Source organism: Defluviimonas aquaemixtae (assembly GCF_900302475.1).
In the GTDB taxonomy this organism is placed as follows: Bacteria; Pseudomonadota; Alphaproteobacteria; order Rhodobacterales; family Rhodobacteraceae; genus Albidovulum; species Albidovulum aquaemixtae.
On record NZ_OMOQ01000001.1, the window covers coordinates 2,282,985 to 2,298,703 of the forward strand.

At 64.0% G+C, this 15,719-nt stretch carries 14 protein-coding genes and 1 tRNA gene; 11 read left to right on the forward strand and 4 right to left on the reverse strand.

Annotation, left to right across the window (positions count from 1 at the left end; all coding sequences use genetic code 11):
• The first annotated feature begins 69 nt into the window (after positions 1 to 69).
• Positions 70 to 537, forward strand: coding sequence for a hypothetical protein (locus DEA8626_RS11215; protein WP_108853080.1), 468 nt, complete (start codon positions 70 to 72; stop codon positions 535 to 537).
• 63 nt (positions 538 to 600) lie between these two features.
• On the opposite strand, the gene DEA8626_RS11220 is transcribed toward DEA8626_RS11215, so the two are convergent.
• The gene (locus tag DEA8626_RS11220; RefSeq protein ID WP_181366413.1) at positions 601 to 1,239 is read right to left on the reverse strand and encodes a Hint domain-containing protein; all 639 of its coding nucleotides are present in this window, start codon (positions 1,237 to 1,239) and stop codon (positions 601 to 603) included.
• A 426-nt stretch (positions 1,240 to 1,665) separates the two neighbouring features.
• On the opposite strand from DEA8626_RS11220, the gene DEA8626_RS11225 reads away from it, so the two are divergent.
• Positions 1,666 to 1,740 (forward strand) — tRNA-Gly (locus DEA8626_RS11225).
• Between the two features lie 217 nt (positions 1,741 to 1,957).
• On the opposite strand, the gene DEA8626_RS11230 is transcribed toward DEA8626_RS11225, so the two are convergent.
• Positions 1,958 to 3,019: an ABC transporter ATP-binding protein gene (locus DEA8626_RS11230; protein WP_108853083.1), complete on the reverse strand. Its 1,062-nt coding sequence runs from the start codon at positions 3,017 to 3,019 to the stop codon at positions 1,958 to 1,960.
• 14 nt (positions 3,020 to 3,033) lie between these two features.
• Entirely contained in the window at positions 3,034 to 3,819 is a 786-nt protein-coding gene (locus DEA8626_RS11235; RefSeq protein ID WP_108853085.1) for an IclR family transcriptional regulator, read from the reverse strand.
• Positions 3,820 to 3,921: 102 nt separating this feature from the next.
• On the opposite strand from DEA8626_RS11235, the gene DEA8626_RS11240 reads away from it, so the two are divergent.
• The 9 genes from DEA8626_RS11240 to DEA8626_RS11280 all read left to right on the forward strand — a co-directional run bounded on the left by DEA8626_RS11240 (position 3,922) and on the right by DEA8626_RS11280 (position 14,902).
• Positions 3,922 to 5,166: an ABC transporter substrate-binding protein gene (locus DEA8626_RS11240; RefSeq protein ID WP_108853087.1), complete on the forward strand. Its 1,245-nt coding sequence runs from the start codon at positions 3,922 to 3,924 to the stop codon at positions 5,164 to 5,166.
• Between the two features lie 92 nt (positions 5,167 to 5,258).
• On the forward strand, positions 5,259 to 6,173 hold the full coding sequence (locus tag DEA8626_RS11245; protein WP_219929196.1) for a carbohydrate ABC transporter permease: 915 nt from the start codon (positions 5,259 to 5,261) through the stop codon (positions 6,171 to 6,173).
• A 1-nt stretch (position 6,174) separates the two neighbouring features.
• Positions 6,175 to 7,020, forward strand: a complete 846-nt coding sequence (locus DEA8626_RS11250; protein ID WP_108853091.1) for a carbohydrate ABC transporter permease — start codon at positions 6,175 to 6,177, stop codon at positions 7,018 to 7,020.
• The gene (locus tag DEA8626_RS11255) at positions 7,017 to 9,101 is read left to right on the forward strand and encodes an alpha-galactosidase (RefSeq protein ID WP_108853093.1); all 2,085 of its coding nucleotides are present in this window, start codon (positions 7,017 to 7,019) and stop codon (positions 9,099 to 9,101) included. Before DEA8626_RS11250 ends, DEA8626_RS11255 begins: the two co-directional genes overlap by 4 nt.
• A 124-nt stretch (positions 9,102 to 9,225) precedes the next feature.
• Positions 9,226 to 10,149, forward strand: coding sequence for a 2-dehydro-3-deoxygalactonokinase (locus tag DEA8626_RS11260; protein ID WP_108853095.1), 924 nt, complete (start codon positions 9,226 to 9,228; stop codon positions 10,147 to 10,149).
• Positions 10,146 to 10,754 carry a 2-dehydro-3-deoxy-6-phosphogalactonate aldolase gene (locus tag DEA8626_RS11265; protein WP_108853097.1) on the forward strand — a complete coding sequence of 203 codons (609 nt, stop codon included), beginning with the start codon at positions 10,146 to 10,148 and terminating at the stop codon, positions 10,752 to 10,754. The genes DEA8626_RS11260 and DEA8626_RS11265 overlap by 4 nt, the downstream gene beginning before the upstream one ends.
• Positions 10,751 to 11,599: an SMP-30/gluconolactonase/LRE family protein gene (locus DEA8626_RS11270; RefSeq protein ID WP_108853099.1), complete on the forward strand. Its 849-nt coding sequence runs from the start codon at positions 10,751 to 10,753 to the stop codon at positions 11,597 to 11,599. Before DEA8626_RS11265 ends, DEA8626_RS11270 begins: the two co-directional genes overlap by 4 nt.
• Positions 11,600 to 11,604: 5 nt before the next feature.
• Positions 11,605 to 13,527, forward strand: coding sequence for a beta-galactosidase (locus DEA8626_RS11275; RefSeq protein ID WP_108853437.1), 1,923 nt, complete (start codon positions 11,605 to 11,607; stop codon positions 13,525 to 13,527).
• Between the two features lie 283 nt (positions 13,528 to 13,810).
• A complete protein-coding gene (locus DEA8626_RS11280; protein WP_146188860.1) occupies positions 13,811 to 14,902 on the forward strand; it encodes a hypothetical protein in 1,092 nt (363 codons plus the stop codon).
• A 63-nt stretch (positions 14,903 to 14,965) separates the two neighbouring features.
• On the opposite strand, the gene DEA8626_RS11285 is transcribed toward DEA8626_RS11280, so the two are convergent.
• Complete coding sequence (locus DEA8626_RS11285) at positions 14,966 to 15,613, reverse strand: transglutaminase-like cysteine peptidase (protein ID WP_108853103.1); 648 nt, start codon at positions 15,611 to 15,613, stop codon at positions 14,966 to 14,968.
• Positions 15,614 to 15,719: the final 106 nt, after the last annotated feature.

Consider the following 15,719-nt stretch of genomic DNA (forward strand, 5'->3'; position numbering starts at 1 on the left):
GCCACCATTAGTCGGTTCTTAGGAATTGCGGCAATAGGCTCGCACCCCGGGGGCATCTGGGATGAGAGAATGAGCGACGACCTTCAAATGGCTATCGAATCCTTCCTCATGGAGGATGTGATCCTGACTCTGGGCAACGTGCGCAGCTCGCTGGGCTGGATCGGCGCAAACGACGCCGGTGTGGAGCCGGCGCAGCACCGCGTCGGGATCGACCGGCTCGGCCGCCAGATCGAGCTTCTTGAGGATCGCGCGCGCGATGTCTGCCGCCAGCTTCGCGCCGCCGGTGCCACAGCAGAGCAAGAGGCCCAAGCGTTCGGTGCTTGCACGGGGGCTGGCGATGCCGCTGGCGGCTCGGACGCACCGCTGCTGCCCTGCGATCCCTTCGCACCAGCGATTTCGACGGAGAGCTTTGCGAGCTGCGCTGCAGACCCGGAACGAGACGCCTTATCAATCGAAACCGCCATACTCGATGCGCTTCACGGAGATCGGGACCGGGGTCAGTCGGAGAGTCCGGTATTTCGCTCGAAGCGCGGCTGAGCTGGCGTGACAAACAAGAACGGGGGTACAGGGCCCCCGCAGTCGTCAACTCTGGCCCAAGGGTCAGGCAGCCATTCGCAGCCGTTCTCCCGCAGTTGTCGCGTCCGCGATCAGAGCGAGCATCGCCCGGGCGCGCGGCTCATCCAGCACCTCGAAGAACTCCGAGCGAACGCGGCCATCGCCGGCATCGGGCCGAGCGGTGGGACAGTGGAGGAGCGCTCCGGAATTCACGTACACTACCTCCTCCTCGTCGAAACGCACGGTCAGCACTTCGACCGGGGCGGCGACCGGCCGGGCCACGATCCCGCGATAGCCGACCAGCGCCCCGGCAGGCAGCAGCGCACCGGCAGTATCGAGTACCTCCTCGGCCGCTTGCGAGGCGAGAAACACGTGCTGATCCGGCAGGAGGTTGAGCGCACTGCAATTGTCTATCGTGCCGGCCGGCACGTGAATGATCTTCCGGGGACCGTCTGGCGAAAGTCGGCGGCGACCCAGCCTGACGACCGGCCTAAAGCCTCCGTCATATGTCGCGACCCGCATTCCCTGCTTCAGCGTCTCGACGGGCCGCCAGCCGGACGTCGTCTCGACAAGGCTCCCCACCAGGAGTCCGGCCGAGACAGGCTCTGTCACGTGGCCAACGCCCAGGCGGGCTAGGGTGATTTTCTCGGCAGGCTCGAAATGCGTCGAATGCTTCATGAACATTGTTTGGTCCTTTCGGTTCAGGGCGGTCCTTGCGAGTCCGCTTACGTGCCACTCGGGCGATGAACCAAGTCGGCACCAGAAATTCGCCCGGATTTCGACATAGTTGCGACGAAGCAGGGGCACTATTTCGCCCGGTTCGTTAATCCGGCCATGCAATGGGGTTTTAGCAACCATCCTTTGCGCGCTTAGGTATTACTTAAGCATTTTACTTTTCAAATTCAGCCAGTTAACCCGTCGAAATGCGCCGAACGCCGAATCACCGTCCCTGCCCTACTTGGACGAATTGCACGCTTCGCCCCTTCGCTGCCGCGCCCACTCGGACCGCGAAAGCGCGGCATCCGCGGCGGCGCAACTTTCTCTGCGCCAGGCGTGATTTTCCTCTTGCGGCCATGCGGCAGAGTTTATACATGGCTGTCACCCAAGGACGCGGGCGTAGCTCAGGGGTAGAGCATTACCTTGCCAAGGTAAGGGTCGTGAGTTCGAATCTCATCGCCCGCTCCATAACCTTCAAGACAAGTGCGGAATGTCGCGGTACCTGCGAGCGACGCTCGGATACTCGACGCGCACGCTATGCGTGGTTATCGCATTGCACGTTCGCCTGCCAGGCTCAGTTCTCCGTGTGGGTCCGTACTGGGTAGAGTCGCTGCCGCCTGGGACGGCCCACACCGCCTCGATCCGGTCGCCCTGCGCACAGTCGCCGTCGGGCGCTGCGCTTCCTTCAGCGCAGTCGCCTTTCGGTCTGGGGATCGAACAGCAGTGCGCTTGCCGGGTCGAAGCTGACCTGAACAGGCGTGCCCTCCGTGATCATCTCGTCATCGCGCGATTCTGCGACAAGCCGTTCTCCTTGCGGCGTGTTTATGTAGTCGTAGGAAACCCCACCCAGCCGCTCGCGTATGTCGAGCGTGAGGTCGGATGGGCCAGCGGTTACCGTCAGATGGCGCGGCCGCAGGCCGACGAGCACCTTCTGGCCATTCGCGGGCAGCGCGACGCTGGTCTCGATCGTACCATTACCGAGCGAGGGAATACGGACCCGGCCCTCGTCCACGGTGCCTTCAAGGATATTCATGCTGGGCGATCCGATAAAGCCCGCAACGAACCTGTTGTCGGGATCGCTGTAGAGCTCCATCGGGCTGCCCACCTGCTCGATCCTTCCGGCACGCAAAACGACGATCTTGTCGGCGAGGGTCATCGCCTCAACCTGATCATGGGTGACGTAGATCATCGTCGCGCCAATTTCCTTGTGGAGACGCGCGATCTCCACCCGCATGTCGACGCGCAATTCGGCGTCAAGGTTCGACAGAGGCTCGTCGAACAGGAAGACTTCCGGCCCCCGGACGATGGCGCGACCGATGGCAACGCGCTGGCGCTGTCCTCCGGACAGGGCCTTAGGCTTGCGGCCGAGATACTCGTCGAGCTTCAGGATCCGGCTGGCCTCGGTCACCTTGCGCTTGATCTCACCCTTCGGGTGGCCGTTCATCTTGAGTCCAAAGCCCATGTTCTCTTCGACCGTCATGTGCGGGTAGAGCGCGTAGGTCTGGAAGACCATCGCGACGCCGCGTTCGGCGGGGTCGAGACCGGTGACGTCGCGCTGCCCGATCCGAATGGCGCCGGAGGTCGTGTTTTCCAGCCCCGCGACCATGCGCAAGAGCGTAGACTTGCCGCAGCCCGAGGGGCCCACGAACACGCAGAACTCCCCATCGTCGACGTCAAGATCCACGCCGTGGATCACGTCGACGGGTCCGAACTTCTTCACTACGTTTCTAAGCGTCACGCCGGTCATTCTGTTCTCCAAACCTATGTCCGTTCCGGAAAGTGCCAGCTTTCCGCATCCCTTGCGATTTTGTCGGCCACGCCCTTCAGCGCTCCCGCCAGTGTGTCGAGCTGCTCGACAGTTGTTCTGTTCGTCGATGAGGTCTGCGACAATGCGCCGAGCACGCGCCCCGCGCGGCTCAGGATCGGTACGGCACAGCAGATAATGCCGGGCTCGTGCTCTTCGCGGTCCAAGGCGTAGCCGCGTTCGCGGACACCGACGAGTTCGGCCCGAAGACCGCGTTCGCTGGTGATCGTGTTCGGCGTATGGCGATAAAAGCTCTGTGCAGTCATGGCCTCTGCAAGGCTTTCCTCGTCCAGATAGGCCAACATTGCCTTGCCGACGCCTGTGCAATAGGCCGGGCCGACTTTGCCCGCCTGCGCGAACATCTCGATGGCGCGGACGGCGTTGCGCTTGTCGACGTAGAGCACCTGGCCTCGGTCGAGCTGGGCCAGATGGATGGTTTCCCCGGTCTCTCGCGATAACTCGTCGATATAGGGCCGCGCCAACGGCGCGAGGGAACTCTGCGCCCACGCGCTGTGCGCAAGCCGAACCAGCCGCACGCCCAGCGAATAGGCCCCGTTTTCCGGATCATGGCGCAACATATGTTGCTTGGTGAGCGTCTGGAGCAGTCTATAGAGCGTGGCCTTAGGATAGCGGGACTTTTCGAGAAGTTCGGAAAACCGCACGGGGCCACCGCGCTCGGCGATCATCTCGAGCACGTCCAGCGCCTTGCCCACAGTACCGTCCGCATGGCCCTCTAACGTCATGAGCCCTCCTCCGCGACTCTGTTGACAGGACTCACATTAGCGTACATAGTTTCCATTATTCAAGACTTAGTTTCACTTAATGGAACCAACTGGGAGGATACCATGGTCCGTTATGCCAAGGGCGCCGTCGCCCTGACCGCCGTGTTGCTGACAACGACGGCGGCCATCGCGCAGGACAAGCGCATCGTGAAGTACAACGCGGACTACGACCCTGCCCCGCTCGCGGCAATGGAGCAGGTCATCGCCGATTTCGAAGCGGAAAACCCCGATATCGATGTTCAGTTGAACAACTTCGACCACGAAGGCTACAAGACAGCGATCCGCAACTTCCTGACCGCCGACGCGCCCGACCTGGCTAACTGGTACGCAGGAAACCGCATGGCGCCCTTCGTCACCTCGGGCCAGTTCATGGATGTCTCGGATGTCTGGGAAGCCAATGGCCTGAAGGACTCGCTCGGCTCCGCGCTTGCGTCGATGACGATCGACGGCAAGCAGTGGGGCGTCCCCTACACCTACTATCAGTGGGGCATCTACTTCAACAAGGACGCCTACGCGGCCGCCGGCGTGGACGTTCCGGGACCCGAAGGCGTGAACTGGGAGCAATTCATCTCCAACTGCGAAAAGTTCGCCGAAGCGGGCATCGACTGCATCACGACGGGCACGAAGGCGCTGTGGCCGGGTGCTGGGATCTTCGACTATCTCAACCTGCGCACCAACGGCTATGAGTTCCACATGGACCTTACCGCCGGCGAGGTGGCATGGACCGACGATCGGGTGAAAGCCACCTTCGCGGAATGGGCGAAGATCCAGCCCTACCTCACCAAGAATCATGCCGCGCTCGATTGGCAGGACGCCGCCGCGCTGCTGGTACAGGGCAAGGCCGCGAACTACGTGATGGGCAACTTCGCCGTGGCCGTCTTCAAGGAGGGCGGGATGACGGACGACAATCTCGGCTTCATGCCTTTCCCCACGATCAACCCCGACGTGCCACGCGCCGAAGACGCGCCGACCGACACGGTCCACATTCCGGCCGGTGCGACGAATGTCGAGGACGCCAAGAAGTTCCTTGCCTATCTCGCGACGGCGGACGCCCAGAACAAGATCAACGCCGCGATGGGCCAGCTTCCGATCAACAAGGACTCGACCGTAGCGGATGATCCGTTCCTGCGGGCGGGCTTCGAGATGCTGTCGACCGCCGAAGGCGGCATTGCGCAGTTCTTCGACCGCGACGCCCCGGCCGAGATGGCCAAGGCGGGGATGGAGGGCTTCCAGGAATTCATGGTGAAACCTGAAAACCTCGACCGGATTCTCGAGCGTCTCGAGAAGATTCGCGGCCGCGTCTACTAGTCAGTCTGGGGGCGGCCGAGGTCCTTCGGCCGCCCTTCACCGCGGACAAGCCACTCGAACCAGGTGGAGAATTCCAGATGACCCGTGCCGCGATGCCCGTTGCCTCGGCCGAAGCGCCGCCCCGCTCTCTGTGGCGCACCCACCAGCGGCGCTTCGCGCCCTGGCTGTTCCTGGCGCCCGGTCTGATCATGTTCGCCGTCTATGTGGTCATCCCGATCTTCCAGAGCATGTGGATCAGCTTCTATGACTGGGATGGTCTGGGCGAAAAGGCCTGGATCGGAACGGCGAACTACGTCGAGCTTATGGACGACGACGCGTTCTACACCTCGCTGAAGAACAATGTCATCTGGCTATTGCTTTACATGCTATCGGTTCCCGCCGGCCTACTGATCGCGGTCTTTCTGAATCAGACCATTACCGGCATGCGTTTATACAAGTCGCTCTTCTTCTTCCCCTTCGTGATTTCACAGGTCGTCGTCGGCCTGATCTTCTCGTGGTTCTACGCCCCCGATTTCGGCCTGCTCTACAAGCTGATCGAGATTTTAACAGGCTCCGGCGTCGCGATCCTCGCTGACGACCGCTATGTCACCTATGGCATCATCGCCGCGGGCCTCTGGCCGCAGATCGCCTATGTGATGATCCTCTATCTCACCGGCCTCAACAACGTCTCGCCCGACCAGATCGAGGCGGCGCGGCTGGACGGCGCCAAGGGCTGGAAGATGCTCTGGCACGTGGTGCTGCCGCAGCTCCGCCCGGCCACCTTCATCGCCGTCGTGGTGACGGTGATCGGCGCGCTCAGGTCCTTCGACCTCGTCTCGGTGATGACCGATGGAGGCCCCTACGGCTCCAGCCGCGTCCTGTCCTTCTACATGTACGAACAGGCGCTCAGCGAATACGGCTACCGGATGGGATACGGCGCGGCGATCGCAGTCGTTCTCTTCGCGATCATGATGGTCTTCATTTCGGGCTTCATCTGGAAGATGTGGCGCGACGAGACGGAGCGCTAGGATGTTTCCCAGACCCATCGAACAGACGGCCGCCGCGACGCAGTGGCTCTACAAGATCGCGGTCCCGGTCGCGCTGCTGCTGTGGCTGCTGCCGCTTCTCGGCGTGGCCGTGACCTCGGTCCGGCCAGCGTCCGACCTCGCGCAGGGCAACTACTTCGGGATGCCCTCGGCGTTGGCATTCTCGAACTACTACGAGGTTTTTGCGAATTCGCCGATGGCGGCGTACATGCTGAACTCATTCAAGGTCACGATCCCGACAGTGATCGGGGCGGTGGCGCTGTCCTGCATGACCGGCTTCGCGCTCGCCATCTACAACTTCAAATCCAACCTTCTCGTGTTCTTCATGTTCGTGGCGGGCAATTTCGTGCCGTTCCAGATCCTGATGGTGCCGGTGCGCGACCTGACGCTGACGCTCGGCATGTACAACACCTGGTACGGGCTCGCACTCTTTCACATCGCGTTCCAGACGGGGTTCTGCACGCTCTTCATGCGCAACTTCATCAAGGCCCTGCCCTTCGAACTGATCGAGGCGGCCCGGGTCGAAGGAGTGAGCGAGATCAAGATCTTCTGGCACGTCGTTCTGCCGCTGATGCGGCCTGCCATCGCAGCGCTGAGCGTCCTGATCTTCACCTTCATCTGGAACGACTTCTTCTGGGCGACGGTTCTCTCGAACTCGCCGGATTCGCAGCCGATCACGGCGGGGCTTTCGTCGCTGAACGGCCAGTGGATCGCGCAGTGGCATCTCGTCAGCGCGGGCTCGATCCTCGCTGCTGTGCCGCCGGTCGCGATGTTCTTCCTGATGCAGCGGCACTTCATCGCCGGCCTGACGCTCGGAGCCGTGAAGTGATCCGGACCTGGTGCCTGAAGGACGACCGGCAAAGCCTCGCGCTCGCCTCCCGAGGCGAGCGCCTGCCGGAAATCGTCTACTGGGGGCCGCGCCTGCCCGATGACGAAGACCTCGCCACGCTCGCCCAAGCCTACGCTATCGACGTGACCGGCGGAATGCTCGACCGCAACCCGGAACTGTCGATCTGCCCCGAGGCGACTCGGACCTTCCCCGGCCAGCCGGGCGCGATCCTTCGAAGCGAGGGGGGCTCTCCGCTCCTGCCGAAATTCTGCTTCGAAGCCGCGGAGGAAGGCGAGGATCGTCTCACGCTGATCTATCGCGATCGAAACCACGGTCTCATCTACAGCGCGCGCTTCACCATCGACCCGAAGACCCATCTGATCGAGACCTCCGCGTCGCTCGACTGCGATGCGGCGATGCACCTGCACTGGCTGGCGGCACCGGTCTTTCCCGCACCGCAGACTTCCGACGAGATGATCGACTTCGCCGGACGCTGGTGCAGCGAGTTCCAGATGAACCGTACTGCGTGGTCGCCCGGGATACGGCTCCGCGAAAACCGGACCGGCCGCACCGGTCACGAGCACTTCCCGGGCCTTCTTGTCCCCTGCCGCGGCGCCACGAACGCGCGCGGCCATGTCTACGGGTTCCACTACGGCTGGTCCGGCGGGCATCGCATGGTGGCCGAAGAGTTGCCCGACGGCCGCCGCCAAGTCCAATTCGGCCATGCCGGCCGGCTCGAAACCGAACCGCAGCGCCGGTTCGAGACCGCCCCACTTTACGCGGTCTTCTCGGATGACGGCATCAACGGTTGCGCAGTAGCCTTCCAACGCCACGTGCGCGACCGTATCGTCGCCTTCCCGAACCCAGCCCGTCCAAGGCCGGTGCACTACAACTGCTGGGAAGCTGTCTACTTCAACCACAATCTGCCCGAACTTAAGGAGATAGCGGAGCGCGCCGCCGCCCTCGGAGCAGAGCGTTTCGTGCTGGACGACGGCTGGTTCGGCACCCGCGACGACGACACCCGCGCGCTTTCCGACTGGGAAGTCGATCCGCGCAAGTACCCGGACGGGCTCGGGCCGCTGATCGACCACGTCCACGCGCTGGGCATGACCTTCGGGATCTGGTTCGAACCAGAGATGGTCAACCCCGACAGCGACATTCACCGCAAGCACCCGGACTGGGCGCTGGGTGGAGAAGACCAGATTCTGGGACGCCACCAGAAGGCATTGAACATGGCGCTTCCGGAAGTGCGCGAGTTCCTGTTCGATCGGATATCAGCGATTCTGTCGAAGCACCCGATCGACTACATCAAGTGGGACCACAACCGCGTGCTCCCGATGCCGGACGCGGCACAGACGCGCGGTTCCTACGCGCTGATCGACAGGTTGCGCGACGGGTTTCCGAAGGTCGAGATTGAAAGCTGCGCCTCAGGCGGCGGGCGGATCGACTTCGGCATCCTGAAACGCACGCACCGGGTTTGGCTTTCGGACAGCAACGACGCGCTGGAACGGCTGAAGATCCAGCACAATGCAGCGATCTTCCTGCCGCTCGCAGTCACCGGAAGCCATATCGGTCCACGCAAATGCCACACCTCAGGACGTGTGCTCGACATCCGCTTCCGGGCCTGGGTCGCCGCCCAGCGACACATGGGGTTCGAGTTGGACCCGCGCGAACTGACAGAGGAAGAGTCGCGCGTACTAACCGAGGTCACCAGCTGGTGGAAGACGAATCGCGAGTGGATGAGCCGCGCGGACATCCTGAGGCTCGACGGTGCCGACCCGGCGCTAATTGCCGAACAGCAGTTGTCGGACGGCGGCGACCGCTTCGTCGTTTTCGCCGGCAGGGCTGCGTCATCCACCCAGATCGCGCCTCGCCCGCTGCGACTGACCCGGCTTTCGCCCGACATCAGGTATCGGGTCGAACTCATCAACCGCGCCGACGCGCCGGACCTGTCGCGTGGCGATCAGCCCCTGAAGTCCGGCCCTCTGGAGTTGAGCGGGCAATATCTGATGAGCCACGGGCTGACACTTCCGTGGAGCTTTCCTGAGCGAATGTGGGTTATCGAAGGACAAAGCCTGTGAGGAAGGTAAACCTGAGTTGCGGTAGGAACGGAAAGCAGAGCAGGGATTGCTTCATCCGCCGTTCGTGGAGGAAGCACCATGAGACCTTTGACCCCGTGCCTGACGCCGGCTTGGTGGTGACGGCATGAGCGTCTCGGCCCCCCGTCCCGAATGGATAGCGGTGGACTGGGGGACATCGCATCTGCGCCTGTGGCGGATGCCCCGATCTGGCGTGGCGCTGGACCGCACAGATAGCGACAAGGGCATGGGCAGGCTCACCCGCGATCAGTTCGAGCCGGTGCTGCTCGACCTCGTGCAAAACGATTTGCCCGCCGAAGGGCACCTGACGGTCATCTGCTGCGGCATGGCGGGATCGCGGCAGGGCTGGTCAGAGGCGCGCTATCTGGCCGTTCCGTCCGCGCCGCCGAGCATCGCGCAGGCAACACATGTGCAAACGCGCAGCCCAAGCCTCTCCGTCCACATCCTGCCGGGCCTGAGTCAAGCCTCCCCCGCCGACGTCATGCGCGGTGAGGAAACCCAGATTTCCGGCTTTCTTTCAACGGAGCCTGATTTCGATGGCGTCCTCTGCCTGCCGGGCACTCATAGCAAGTGGGCGCATGTCAGCGCCGGAGAGGTGGTGAGCTTCCGCACCTTCATGACGGGCGAGTTGTTCGCGCTGCTTTCTGGCCAGTCGGTGCTCCGGCACTCCCTTGCCTCCTCGGGGCTCGACCCTGAAAGCTTCTCTGGCGCCGTGGCGCATGTCATGTCGCGCCCGGAGGGGCTCGCGGGCGATCTCTTCTCGCTTCGGGCTGAATCGCTCCTGTCGGGGCTGGACGCGACCGCCGCGCGTTCGCGTCTCTCGGGCCTCTTGATCGGGGCGGAACTGGCCGCTGCACGGTCCTACTGGCTGGGCCGCGACATCGTGATCGCTGGCGAAAGCGGGATCGCCTCGGCCTACCAGATCGCACTGGCCGCGCAGGGGGCGGACCCGCGCATGGTCGATGCCGAAGAAATGACGCTGAACGGCCTCCGCGCCGCTTATGCCCAATTGAGGGAACACGCCTTATGACCCGCGAGATCATCGCGATCCTTCGCGGCATCCGCCCCGATGAAGCGGAAGGTGTCACGGCGGCCTTGATCCGGGCCGGGATCACACGAATCGAAGTGCCGCTGAATTCGCCAGAGCCGTTCGTCAGCATCAAGCGAATGTGCTTGCTTGCCGGTGACAGGGTAATCGTCGGTGCCGGCACCGTCCTGACGGTCGAGGAAGTTGATGAACTGGCGAAGATCGGCGCCCAGATGGTCGTGTCACCCGACTGTAACCCTGAGGTGATCCGCGCGACGAAGGCGGCTGGACTGCTCTCCTACCCCGGCGTATTCACACCGACGGAATGCTTCGCAGCGCTGCGCGCAGGGGCGGACGGGATCAAGATCTTCCCGGCAAGCCAATTGAGCGCGGCGGGCCTGTCGGCGATCCGGGCTGTGCTCCCGCAAGGGACGCGGACCTATGCGGTGGGCGGCGTCGGACCAAACGATTTCGCCGAATGGCACAAAGCAGGCGTGACGGGCTTTGGAATTGGCGCGGCGGTCTACAAGTCAGACATGACGGTCGACGATGTGGCCGCGCGCGCTCATGCCGTCGTCACCGCCTATGACGCGGTCTTCTCAGCATGAGCGTGACGGTCTTCTCCGCCACCCGCTGTGCGCTTGGCGAAGGCCCAATGTGGCATCCCGAGCGGGCGGAGCTTTTCTGGTTCGACATCCTCGGCAAGCGTCTACACGCGAAGGGTGCGGGCGGCGAGCGGAACTGGCAATTCGACGAGCACATCTCGGCCGCTGGGCGGATCGACCGCGAGACGCTTCTGATCGCCAGCGAAACCGGGCTTTACCGCTTTGACATCGGGTCAGGCGAGCGGAGCCTCGTCGTCGCGCTTGAGGCCGACAACCCGGTCACACGCTCGAATGACGGCAGGGCCGATCCCTGGGGCGGATTCTGGATCGGCACGATGGGTAAGACGGCCGAACGCGGTGCGGGTGCGATCTACCGCTTCTACCGGGGGGAGCTGCAGAAGCTGATCGCGGACGTGACAATCAGCAATTCCATCTGCTTCCGTGCGGACCGAAGCGCGGCTTTCTACACCGACACGAGGATCGGCAGGATCATGCGCCAGCCGCTTGCCGCCGCGGATGGCTGGCCGGAGGGTGAGCCGGAGGTGTTTCTTGATCTCGGCCACAACGATGCCCTCGGGGTCGACGGCTCGGTCATGGACAGCGAGGGATGCTTATGGAACGCGCAATGGGGCGCGTCTCGGGTGGAGCGCTACGCGCCGGACGGGCGGCTTCTGGAAACTGTTGGCGTTCCGACTTCGCAGGCCTCCTGCCCTGCTTTCGGCGGCGACGACCTGAAGACGCTTTACATCACGACCGCTGCTGACGGCGTGAAGGATGACGAAGCAGGCAAGACCTATGGGACGCGCATCGATGTCGCGGGCCTCGCCGATCCGGAGGTTGTGGCATGACAGCCATGCGCCGCACTCTGGGCGTATGCTACTACCCGGAGCATTGGCCCGAAGAGCTGTGGGCCGAAGACGCTCGCCGAATGGCCGAGACGGGGCTCACCTGGGTTCGCATCGGCGAATTCGCCTGGAGCCGGATCGAGCCCGAGCCCGACCAATTGGACTGGGGCTGGCTCGATCGCGCGATCGAGACGCTGGGCGCGGCGGGGCTGAAGGTGGTGCTCGGCACGCCCACCGCGACGCCGCCTAGATGGATGCTCAACCGTCATCCCGACATGCTCGCCCTCGATTCCGAGGGCCGCCCACGCAAGTTCGGTTCTCGCCGGCACTACTGCTTCAGCCATGCAGGCTATCTGGAGGAGTGCCGCCGCATCGTGACCGAGCTTGCCCACCGTTACGGCCGCAACCCTTATGTCGCCGCGTGGCAAGCGGACAACGAATACGGCTGCCACGACACGGTCATTTCCTATTCCGACGCCGCCCGCCGCGCCTTTCGCGACTGGCTGCGCGCACAGTTCCCGGCCGTCAACGGAAACGGCGGAGACATAGGTGCGCTGAACCGCGCCTGGGGCAACGTGTTCTGGTCGATGGACTACGCCGATTTCGACGACATCGACCTGCCGAACCTCACTGTGACGGAACCTAATCCCGCCCACAGCCTCGCCTTCCGGCGCTTTTCCTCGGCTCAGGTCGTCCGTTTCAACCGCGCGCAGGCAGACATCATCCGCGCCCATTCGGATGCGCCCATCGCGCACAACTACATGGGTCGCGTGACGGAGTTCGATCACTTTGATCTGGGCGCCGATCTCGATATCGCCTCGTGGGACAGTTATCCGCTGGGTTTCCTCGAAGACCGAGTGGGGGCGAGCGACGCGGATCAGCGGCACTTCGCACGGCAGGGAGATCCGGATTTCCAGGCATTCCACCACGACCTCTACCGTGCCGTAGGCCGCGGGCGCTGGTGGATCATGGAACAGCAGCCGGGGCCGGTGAACTGGGCGCCATACAATCCTGCGCCCCTTCCCGGCATGGTCCGGCTCTGGACGTGGGAGGCTTTCGCGCATGGTGCCGAGGCCGTCTGCTATTTCCGCTGGCGGCAAGCGCCGTTCGCGCAGGAGCAAATGCATGCCGGGCTCCTGCGGCCCGACAGTGCCGAGGCGCCTGGTCTGGCCGAGGCCCGTCAGGTCGCCGGCGAGCTTGCGGATGCGCCCGGGGTCGACCCGGAGCAGGCGCCGGTTGCGCTTATCTTCGACTATGATGCCGACTGGGCCTGGAAGGTGCAGCCGCATGGCAAAGGCCTGAGCTACTTCTCGCTCGTCTTCGACCACTACCGCGCTCTGCGCCGCGCGGGACTGTCCGTGGATATCCTGCCGCCTTCGGCACGCGACTTCTCTGGATATCGCGCGGTCTTTGCGCCTGGCTTGATTCACATGGCGGCGGATCTGAAACGCGCGCTGGCTGAAAGCGGCGCAGAGATCGTGATCGGTCCCCGCAGTGGCGCGCGGGACCGAAACTTCTCGATTCCAGTGCCGCTACCGCCGTCATTGCCCGGCCTCGACGTGACTGTCTCCCGGGTCGAAAGCCTGAGGCCCGATATGCCGGTGCCGGTTGAGGGCGGCGGCACAGTTACAGGGTACCGGGAGGAACTCGCCGGTTCGGCCGATACGGTTTTCGCCGACTACAGTGGCGCGCCCGTCGCAGTCCGGCAGGGCCGGCTTACTTACATGGGCGGCTGGGGTGACGCGGAGCTTCTCGACCGGCTGGTTGTCGGAATCGGCCTACGGTCGCAGCTACCGATACTCCAACTTCCGCTCGGGGTTCGTGTCCGCGATACGGCCATCGAACGGTTCTGGTTCAACCACAATTCCTGCCCGGTCGAAACGCCCGCGGGGCGTCTCCCGGCCGCAGGAGTCCTTCGCGTGCCGCGCTGAAGCGCCGACTGGAAGGTTCAGCGAATCTCGGATCGGATGCCCTCAGCCTCCTCGACAAGCGACCGTCGCGATCCCTCTACCTACCGAGAACTCCGGCAGAGGGGAACCGCTTTAGTTGTGGCAGATACGACGCATTCGGCGTCTTTGTCCACGATCCGACCACAGTATCGCTAATTTCTAGTCACGCTTGCCAGCGGCAAGTGTATACTCACCACCACTACAGAGTGGGGGTCCTGACGCAGACCTTAGCGTATTTTGGTGTCCCTTTGGGTGGAGGGTGGATATGGAACTGAGAAAATACTCGCAGCGAGCGAGATGGTTGCTTGTGGCTACAGCGTTGGTCTTGCCGGGCGCGATCGCGCTGAATGCACGGGCCGGCGGGCTTGAGATCACAAAGATTCCTGATGAGGTCGCCAAGACGATCTGCGACCGCAGAACAATGACGCGTGAAGAGGCGCTGCGGCTGCGCTACAGTCCCGAATACGCGGACATTCTCGCCTACACGATCGAAAACTGCCCGCAGATTGCGGCACTTCTCACCGATCTTCCGACGGCGACGATTAGCACCAGTGACAGCGGTGAACGCCGCGACGACAGGCCGGCGTCGGGCAGTGGTGGCGGTGGCGGTACTGGCGGTGGTGGCACTGGCGGTAGCAGCGACAATGGCGGCGGCGACAATGGCGGCGGCGACAACGGCGGCGGCGACAACGGCGGCGGCGACAACGGCGGCGGCGACAACGGCGGCGGCGACAACGGCGGCGGCGACAATGGCGGCGGCGACAATGGCGGCGGCGACAATGGCGGCGGCGACAACGGCGGCGGCGACAATGGCGGCGGCGACAATGGCGGCGGCGACAACGGCGGCGGCGACAACGGCGGCGGCGACAATGGCGGCGGCGACAATGGCGGCGGCGACAATGGCGGCGGCGACAACGGCGGCGGCGACAACGGCGGCGGCGACAACGGCGGCGGCGACAACGGCGGCGGCGACAACGGCGGCGGCGACAATGGCGGCGGCGACAACGGCGGCGGCGACAATGGCGGCGGCGACAACGGCGGCGGCGACAACGGCGGCGGCGACAATGGCGGCGGCGACAACGGCGGCGGCGACAACGGCGGCGGCGACAACGGCGGCGGCGACAACGGCGGCGGCGACAACGGCGGCGGCGACAACGGCGGCGGCGACAACGGCGGCGGCAAGGACGGTGACGGCAAGGACGGTGACGGCAAGGGCCATGACGGCAAGAAGGACCGTGACGGCAAGAAGGACCGTGACGGCAAGAAGGACCGTGACGGCAAGAAGGACCGTGACGGCAAGGGCAACGGTGGCAAGGACCGGGACAGGGATCGCGACAGGGATCGCGACCGCAAGTAACTGCCCCGGCTCCTGAAGATCGAAGCCGCGCGCCAATGGCGCGCGGCTTTTTTCAGTCCGCTGTCAGGACCCAGCGAGCTTGATCAGTCCGCCGGAGAAAACGGCGTTCCAACGACGCGGATTCGACGGATCCTGCATCCTCAGGAACGTGTAGCCGGTCTGGCGCCAGGACAGGATCCGGCTGTCCAGATTGTCGAGCACGAAGTCTCCGTGCGAGGTGCGAAGAACCAACACTGCATGCGGTCCGCCCCGGCGGTCGAGCACCGTCGCGATGAGCAGGTTCTGCGGAGCGACACCGCGCTGGATGAGTTCCTTCTTCTTCAGCAGCGCGAAATCTTCGCAATCGCCGCCCTTGGCAGTCGGAAGCGCCCAAACATCGTCGTTGCCATATTGCCGCAGATCGGAGACTTCGCGAACCTTGCGATTGACTGCGCGGTTGACGTCGCGGGCAAGCGTCATTTCCGCGCTTCCGCTTGCCGTGCTCCGACCGGCACGCGCGCAGGCCCAATGGTATCGCGTACAGATCCCGGCGAAGGCCGATGGTGCAGCAATGGGCTTGCGAGCGATCAGGCGCGGTGCGTCGGCCGCCCCTGCGGCACCGCCAGACCACGCCACGACCATGGCCGTGAAGGTAGCGGCCACCAGCGGACGACCGATGCGCCGCGCCGCAGAACAACCCCTGCGCCCGTGAAGACGCACAAGGCTCACCATCCCCCGCCCAGCGCGGGTTCAAAAGCCATCATTTTCATTCACTATCCCCCTCCGTGCGCCGAAGGCGCCGGCATGCCGAAATAAAGTCGGTTCGACGATTCTCATC